This window comes from Paraconexibacter sp., assembly GCF_041602235.1.
Lineage (GTDB): Bacteria > Actinomycetota > Thermoleophilia > Solirubrobacterales > Solirubrobacteraceae > Paraconexibacter.
Genome location: NZ_JBFIGP010000193.1, coordinates 1 through 7355 on the forward strand (window position 1 = coordinate 1; position 7355 = coordinate 7355).

A 7355-nucleotide genomic window follows, 5' to 3' on the forward strand; every position below is an offset into this window, starting at 1 on the left:
ACGCCCCGACAGCTCACCTTCCACACGTTCGGCTCCCGCCTGTCGGGCGGCGCCTGGGCGCAGGGCACCCCGGTCAGCTCCGGCACACCCACCGCCGGACGTCCCGCCGCGTCCGCGGTCGGCAGCACCGGGTTCGGGGTCATCGCCTGGAGCCGGGTGGAAGGCGCCTCGGAGTCCGTCGAAGCGGTGTCGGGCACGGGCGTCCTGGCGGCTCCCTCCGAGCGGCTGTCCGTCGACGGGGCCGGGGAGATCGCGTTCAACGACACGGAGACCGTGACCGCCGGGGCCGACAGCACCGGCACCACCCACGTCCTGTTCGCCCAGGGACCGGCAGCGACCCGACGGATCGTCGTGGCGACCGTGGCCGCGCCGGCCATCGTCCCGCCGCCGCCACCACCGGGAGGTGGCACGGGCGGCTCGCCGGGCACCCCGCCGAGCGCCGGTGGCGCCCCGAGCGGCGCGCCCGCCCCGTCCACCGGGACCCCGGTCGTGCCTGGTGCCCCCGTCGCACGGCAGGCGTTCGGCAGGGTGCCCGCGCTGCGCCTTCCCGCGACCGTGCTGCGCCGTCGCGGCCGGCTCGCGATCACGATCCGCAACAGCGAGCCGTTCGCGGTCCGGACGACCGTGCGCGTGAGGACGCGTACGCGCAAGGGGCGTCGAGCCCGGACGCTGCTCACGACCACCGCCACCATCCCGGCACGATCGCAGCGGACCGTGCGCCCCAGGATCCGGTCGCGTCGGGCCCGCAGCACCCTGCGGTCCCGGGCGAAGGTGACGCTGCGGGTGACCGCCCGGGCCCCGAAGGGGAAGGCCAGGGTGGTCCAGCGGGCCGTGCGGGTCCGCGTCGGCTAGACGCCGCGGCGCTAGGTGGCGCCGACCCGGCGGCGTTCGCGGGTCTCGCGTACCGCCTCCAGTGCCTCGGCGCGCGTGTGCACCCCGAGCCGCTGGAGGAGGTGCTTGATGTGGGAGCGAACCGTCTCGACCCGGAGGTCGAGTTCCCCGGCGATCTCCTCGGTCGTGAGCCCGGCGGCGACCAGATCGATGACCTGCCACTGGCGTTCGGTCAGGTCGCGTCGGGTGAATCGCGGACCGCGGTGGCGATCTGCTGACCGCAGTTCGGTGACCAGGGTCCGTACGAGCGTTCGGGGCACGATCATCTCCCCGGCCGCCGCCGCGCGGACGACCCGCGGCAGCGCGGCGGGGTCGGCGTCCTTCGGCAGGACCCCGTCGGCTCCGGCACGCAGGAGCGTCAGCGCCCCGTCCTCCGACCAGCGACGCACGAGAACGAGGAGGGCGGGCGAGCCAGGAGCGTTCGAGACCGGCGCGAGCGACTGCACCTGTCCGGACGGCGAGGTCTCGCCGCTGACGACCACGTCGACGTGGCGGCTCTCCATGCACCGTGCCGCGGCGTCGGCGTCGTCGACGAGCCCGACGACGGAGATGTCCGCGGCCGGGCGAAGTGCCCGCCGCACCTCTCCGCGCGACAGTGGGTCCTCGTCGGCGATCAGCACGGCGATCGGTGCGCCCGCGTCCATGACCGTCACGGTACGAGCCGAGGGGCGGACCGTCGAGGGGATCTTCGCGCCCCCTCGGGGCAGGATCCTGCCCGCCATGGGGGGCGTTCCTGCCCCATAGGGGTTGCGGGATGCGGCACACTGGTCCGGCACGGTCTCCTCTCGGCCCGCGACCATCGCCCCGCCCAGCCATGGCCACCGAACATCCCGATGCACCTGTCCGCGTGGTCATCGCCGACGACGACCCGCTCGCGCGCCGCGCCGTCAAGGACGTGCTGCAGGAGGCCGGTTTCACGGTCGTCGCCGAGGCGACCACCGGGTTCGAGGCCGTCGAGCTCTGCCGGCACTACCGCCCCGACGTCGTGCTGCTGGACATGGTGATGCCCGACGGGGACGGCCTGGAGGCGCTGCGTCGCCTGCGCGAGCAGGCTCCCGACGTGCGGCCCGTCGCCCTGACCTCCCGTCAGGACGAGGCGCTGGGACTCCTCGCGTTGCGGCTGGGCGCCGCCGGCTACCTCGGCAAGCAGAGTCCGATCGAGGCCCTCCCCCGCATCCTGCGCGGGGTCATGGCGGGCGAGGCTGCGGTCTCTCGCCGCCTCACGATGCGCCTGGTCGAGCACCTCCGGTCCGAGCCCGTCGCCGCCGGCATGCGACCGATCCGCAGCGTGCTCACGCCCCGGGAGTGGGAGGTGCTCGACCTCCTCGCCGCCGGTCGAGGTACCGCGGAGGTGGCCGAGGACCTCGTGCTGTCGACCGAGACGGTGCGCTCGCACCTCAAGCGGATCAACCGCAAGCTGGGCGTCAGATCGCGCGCCGAGGCCATCGCGTTCGCGCGCGCGGCGCGCGGCCAGGGCGGGGTCGATACGCCCGACCCACGGCGGTAGCTGCCCGCCGCTCAAGCTACATCTGCGAAGCTTCCCCCGTGACCAACACCGCCGCCGCCCCGCCGAGCACCGATCCGCTCGCCACGCCGTTCGTCCTGCCGTGCGGCCAGCAGCTCGGCAACCGCCTCGCCAAGGCCGCCATGAGCGAGCAGCTGGGCGACCGCCGCAACCGGCCGACCGTCGCGCTCGAACGCCTGTATCAGCGGTGGGGACGCGGAGGCGCCGGCCTGCTCATCACCGGCAACGTGATGGTCGACCGCGACCACCTCGGCGAGCCCTACAACGTCGTCATCGACGACGACCGCGACCTCGAGGCACTGGGCCGGTGGGCCGCTGCCGCCAAGGCCGACGGCGCCAGGATCTGGGCGCAGGTCAACCACCCGGGCCGGCAGGCCCTGCGGATCGCGGGCAAGCACCCGGTCGCCCCCTCGGCGGTACGACCGCACCTCCCGGGCGCGCCGACGCCGCGCGTGCTCACCGGCGCGCAGATCGAGGACATCATCGCCCGGTTCGCCACGACCTCCGCGGTGCTCGAGCGGGCCGGCTTCGACGGCATGCAGGTGCACGGCGCCCACGGCTACCTCGTCAGCCAGTTCCTCTCCCCCCTCGCCAACCAGCGCACGGACGAGTGGGGCGGGACCCCCGAGCGCCGCATGCGGTTCCTGCTCGAGGTGGTCCGGGCGATCCGCGCGGCGGTCACACCGGCGTTCGCGGTGAGCGTGAAGCTCAACTCCGCCGACTTCCAGCGCGGCGGGTTCACGCAGGAGGAGTCCATGGCCGTCGTCCAGGCGCTCGACTCCGAGGGCGTCGACCTGCTGGAGATCAGCGGCGGCACGTACGAGGCACCCGCGATGACCGGGCAGGACGTCAGGGAGAGCACCCGCTCGCGCGAGGCGTACTTCCTCGAGTACGCCGAGGAGGTCCGCAGTCGCGTGTCGATGCCGCTGATGCTGACCGGCGGGTTCCGGACAGCGTCCGCGATGCGGGACGCGCTCTCCTCAGGGGCGATCGACATCGTCGGCATCGGCCGCCCGCTGGCGGTCGACACCCACGGCCCGGCGGAGCTCCTCACGGGCAGCCGCGACGCGATCCGTGCCGGCGACAAGCGCATCGGCCACAAGCAGCTCGACGGGCTGACCGATCTCTACTGGCACACGCGGCAGCTGCACCGCCTCGGCGCGGGCCGCGAGCCCGACCTACGCGAGCCGGCCGCCGTGACGCTCGTCCACGCCATCGTCGGCAACGGCTGGCGTGCCCTGCGTCGCCAGCGCGGCGGCTGACGGCCGCGCGACCGCGACGCCCTCGACCAGGGCGTGGGTGAGCGTCTCGTAGACCTCGCCGACCGTGAAGCCGGCGCGGAGCAGCAGCGACCGCAGCTGCGCGACGGACCGCTGCCGGCCACCTTCGCACTGCGCCAGCATCTGGAGATCCTCGATCGACGCGAAGGGGTGCGGGGCGTTCGGCTCCTGCGGCGTCTCCACCAGCACGATGCGAGCGCCGTGCGGAGCGGCCGCGCGGACGCACTCCAGGATCTTCAGGCTCCGCTCGTCGTCCCAGTCGTGCAGCACGTCCTTGAGCACGTAGACGTCGGCCTTCACCTCGATACGGTCGAAGAAGTCGCCGACGACCAGGTTCGCGCGGGCGACGTGCCCCCGAGCGGCGAGGAGGCGCCCGCCCTCCGCGAGCACCGAGCAGTTGTCCAGGAGGATGCCCCGCAGCGACGCGTCGGTGTCGAGGATCGCCGCGAGCAGCGCGCCGGCGCCCCCGCCGACGTCGCACACCGATCCTCCGGCCGGCCACGGATAGGCCGCCGCGATGGCGGGCGCGCTCGCCGCCGTCATGCGCTGCATGGCGCCGGTGAACGTCCGTTCCTCCTCCGGATGATCGGCGAAGTACTCCCAGACCGTGCGCCCGTGGACGTTGTGGAAGGCGCTCTCGCCCGTGCGTACCGCGTCCGTGAGCCCGGCCCACGCCTCCGTGACGGCCGGCGAGCTCATGTAGATGCACCAGTCCCGCTGGGATCGCGGGTGCGATGACCTCAGCGTCTCGCCCAGCCGCGTGAGGCGCGCCGTGCCGGCGTGGTCCATCTCGACGATCCCGGCCGTCGCGGCCGCGCGCAGGAGTCGGTGCAGGGCGTCCGCGTCGGCCCCGATCCGCGGCGCGAGCTCATCCGCGCCCATCCGGCGTTCGTGGAGCACGTCGGCGATGCCGAGCCGGGCGAACGCGCCGAGCGCGTGCGTCACGCCGACGCCCGTCGCGAGATCGAACGTCGCGATGTCCGGCGGCAGGAAGCGGTCCGCTGCCCGTCGCAGCCTGCGACGGGCGTTGAGCACGACGTTCGCGACGAACGGTGGTGCGGCGACGGTCACCCCACGAGCCTAGTGCGTGACCGCATTGACCGAAAGGACAGATTTTGGGTCCTCCGATCGGAGGACCCCGGCGACGAGGGCCGTCAGCCGTGCAGCGGTGACGAGAGCTGCCCGCGGAGGGTGGCGATCTCCGTCACCGCCGACCCGACCCACGCCTCGGTCACGTGGCGGATCTCCTCGTCGAGGTCGCGCAGGACGATCTCGAGCTCTTCGTCGTGCGTGCCCGCCGCAGGCTCGACGGCGACCGCATGGGTCCGCAGGGCGTCGCGGTGCGAGCGCAGCTCCTGGAGCGTCTGATGGAGCACGTGGGGGGCGTCGTGGGCGGACATCTGTTCGAACTAACTCCCTGGGCGTGCGTGAGTTACGGCGCGGTGCGTGAGGTGGCGCACAGGTTCGCCGGGCGGTGGCGTTCCCCTGCCACGAGACGACGCGGCGTCACTGCTACCTTCAGCGGACGCAGCAGACGATCTCAGCGCACCCGACTGAGATCACGATTTCCTCCGTGATACAGTTGTCCACGCAACGGTTGACCTCCTCAAAGGACTCCTCGCTCTCATGGCCACGCTCCTGCTGATCCCGCTCGACGACACCGTCATCTTCCCGACGATGGACGTCACCCTCCCCGTCGACGTCGGCGACGAGGACCGCGTCCTGCTCGTCCCCCGCCACGAGGGCGAGTACGCCTCCGTCGGCACCATCGCGGCGGTGCGCGACCGCGTCCGCCTCCCCGGCGGCGCCCGCGGCGCCGTCCTCGAGGGCATCGCCCGCGGTGTGATCGGCGCCGCCCACAACGACCCGCTGGGCAAGCTCCGCGCGGAGGTCACCGAGTCGCCCGACGCCGGCGGCGAGGGCGAACCGCTGCCGGGCCGGACCCGCGAGCTGGAGCGCGAATACCGCGCGGTCGTCGACGAGCTCCTCGAGCTCCGCGGTGACGACGGGCGCATCGCGGGCTTCGTCCGGTCGATCGTGGAGCCCGGTGCACTGGCCGACACCTCCGGCTACGCGCCGGACCTCACCTTCGAGCAGAAGGTCCGCCTGCTCGAGACGCTCGACGTCACCGAGCGCCTCGAGCTCGCGCTCGAGTTCCAGCGCGAGCGGCTGGCGCAGCTGCAGATCCGCCGCCGCATCCGCGACGACGTCGAGTCGGGCGCGCAGAAGCAGCAGCGCGAGTACCTGCTGCGCAAGCAGATGGAGTCGATCCGCAGGGAGCTCGGCGAGGACGACGGCTCGTTCGTCGACGAGTACCGCACCAAGATCGACGAGTCCCGGATGCCCGACCACGTGCGCGAGCAGGCGGTCAAGGAGCTCGGCCGGCTCGAACGCGCCGGCGAGGGCGGCGGCTCCGAGGCGCAGATGATCCGCACCTACCTTGACTGGCTGATCGCCGTCCCGTGGGGCGAGGTCAGCGAGGAACGCCTGGACCCCGTCCACACCCGCGAGGTGCTGGACGGCGACCACTTCGGCCTCGAGGACGTGAAGGACCGGATCGTCGAGTACATGGCCGTCAAGAAGCTGCGCGTCGAGCGCGGGCTGGACGCCGCCACCGAGGCCGGCGCGGAGGGGACGGAGAGCCCCGCGACGACACCACGGCGCGACCAGGGCGCCATCCTCACCCTCATCGGCCCTCCCGGTACGGGCAAGACGTCGATCGGCGAGTCGATCGCCAAGGCGACCGGACGCGAGTTCGTCCGCATGTCGCTGGGCGGCGTGCGCGACGAGGCCGAGATCCGCGGGCACCGTCGCACCTACATCGGCGCGATGCCCGGCCGCCTGGTCCGCGCGCTGCGCGACGCCGGGACGATGAACCCGGTGATCCTGCTCGACGAGGTCGACAAGGTCGGGGCGGACTGGCGGGGCGACCCTTCGGCCGCGCTGCTCGAGGTCCTGGACCCGGCCCAGAACTCGACGTTCCGCGACCACTACCTCGATCTCGAGCTGGACCTGTCGCAGGTGCTGTTCGTCGCGACCGCCAACCAGGCGGAGACGATCCCGGGTCCGCTGCTGGACCGCATGGAGGTCATCCGCTTCGACGGCTACACGGTCAGCGAGAAGACGGCGATCGCGCGCGACTACCTGTTCCCGCGTCAGCGCGAGCGCAACGGATTGCGTGAGGACGAGGTCGCGATCTCCGACGACCTCCTGCGGACGATCGTGTCGGAGTACACGCGCGAGGCCGGTGTCCGGCAGCTCGAGCGCGAGCTCGGCACCCTCATGCGCAAGACCGCGACCCGCGTGGCATCCGGCACGGCGGGAGCGGATGGCAGGACCATCACCCTCGACATCGAGACCATCCGCGACGCACTGGGGCGGCAGAAGGTCTTCCAGGAGGCTGCCGCCCGTACCGCGGTCCCGGGCGTGGCGACCGGCCTGGCCGTCACCGGCACCGGAGGCGACGTCCTGTTCGTCGAGGCCGGCGCGATGCGCGGCAAGGGCACCGGCGGCCTCACCCTCACCGGGCAGCTCGGGGACGTCATGAAGGAGTCGGCGCGGATCGCGCTCACCTACGTCCGGGCCCACGCCGAGGAGCTGGGCATCGACGACGACGTGTTCGGTGACCGCGAGTTCCACGTCCACGTCCCTGCCGGGGC

Annotated in this window: 6 protein-coding genes and 1 pseudogene; 4 read left to right on the top strand and 3 right to left on the bottom strand. The window is 73.0% G+C overall.

Going from position 1 to position 7355, the window contains the following annotated elements; genetic code table 11:
• A pseudogene (locus ABYE80_RS14425) lies at positions 1 to 852 on the top strand (hypothetical protein); the annotation flags it as partial.
• Positions 853 to 863: 11 nt separating this feature from the next.
• Here ABYE80_RS14425 and ABYE80_RS14430 read toward each other — a convergent pair.
• The gene (locus ABYE80_RS14430; protein WP_372790982.1) at positions 864 to 1535 is read right to left on the bottom strand and encodes a LuxR C-terminal-related transcriptional regulator; all 672 of its coding nucleotides are present in this window, start codon (positions 1533 to 1535) and stop codon (positions 864 to 866) included.
• Positions 1536 to 1705: 170 nt separating this feature from the next.
• Between ABYE80_RS14430 and ABYE80_RS14435 the strand changes: the two genes are divergently transcribed.
• Positions 1706 to 2398, top strand: coding sequence for a response regulator (locus tag ABYE80_RS14435; RefSeq protein ID WP_372790984.1), 693 nt, complete (start codon positions 1706 to 1708; stop codon positions 2396 to 2398).
• A 38-nt stretch (positions 2399 to 2436) separates the two neighbouring features.
• The gene (locus ABYE80_RS14440; RefSeq protein ID WP_372790985.1) at positions 2437 to 3678 is read left to right on the top strand and encodes an NADH:flavin oxidoreductase/NADH oxidase family protein; all 1242 of its coding nucleotides are present in this window, start codon (positions 2437 to 2439) and stop codon (positions 3676 to 3678) included.
• Here ABYE80_RS14440 and ABYE80_RS14445 read toward each other — a convergent pair.
• Positions 3595 to 4767, bottom strand: coding sequence for a methyltransferase (locus ABYE80_RS14445; RefSeq protein WP_372790986.1), 1173 nt, complete (start codon positions 4765 to 4767; stop codon positions 3595 to 3597). The genes ABYE80_RS14440 and ABYE80_RS14445 overlap by 84 nt on opposite strands.
• 83 nt (positions 4768 to 4850) lie before the next feature.
• Complete coding sequence (locus ABYE80_RS14450) at positions 4851 to 5096, bottom strand: hypothetical protein (RefSeq protein WP_372790987.1); 246 nt, start codon at positions 5094 to 5096, stop codon at positions 4851 to 4853.
• Positions 5097 to 5322: 226 nt separating this feature from the next.
• Between ABYE80_RS14450 and lon the strand changes: the two genes are divergently transcribed.
• The coding region (gene lon / locus ABYE80_RS14455; protein ID WP_372790988.1) for an endopeptidase La at positions 5323 to 7355 on the top strand (2033 nt) is incomplete at its 3' end.

Bases quoted from the DNA above. Each gene is read 5' to 3' on its own strand.
- ABYE80_RS14430 (WP_372790982.1), bottom strand. From the start codon at position 1,535: ATGGACGCGGGCGCACCGATCGCCGTGCTGATCGCCGACGAGGACCCA.
- ABYE80_RS14435 (WP_372790984.1), top strand. From the start codon at position 1,706: ATGGCCACCGAACATCCCGATGCACCTGTCCGCGTGGTCATCGCCGAC.
- ABYE80_RS14450 (WP_372790987.1), bottom strand. From the start codon at position 5,096: ATGTCCGCCCACGACGCCCCCCACGTGCTCCATCAGACGCTCCAGGAG.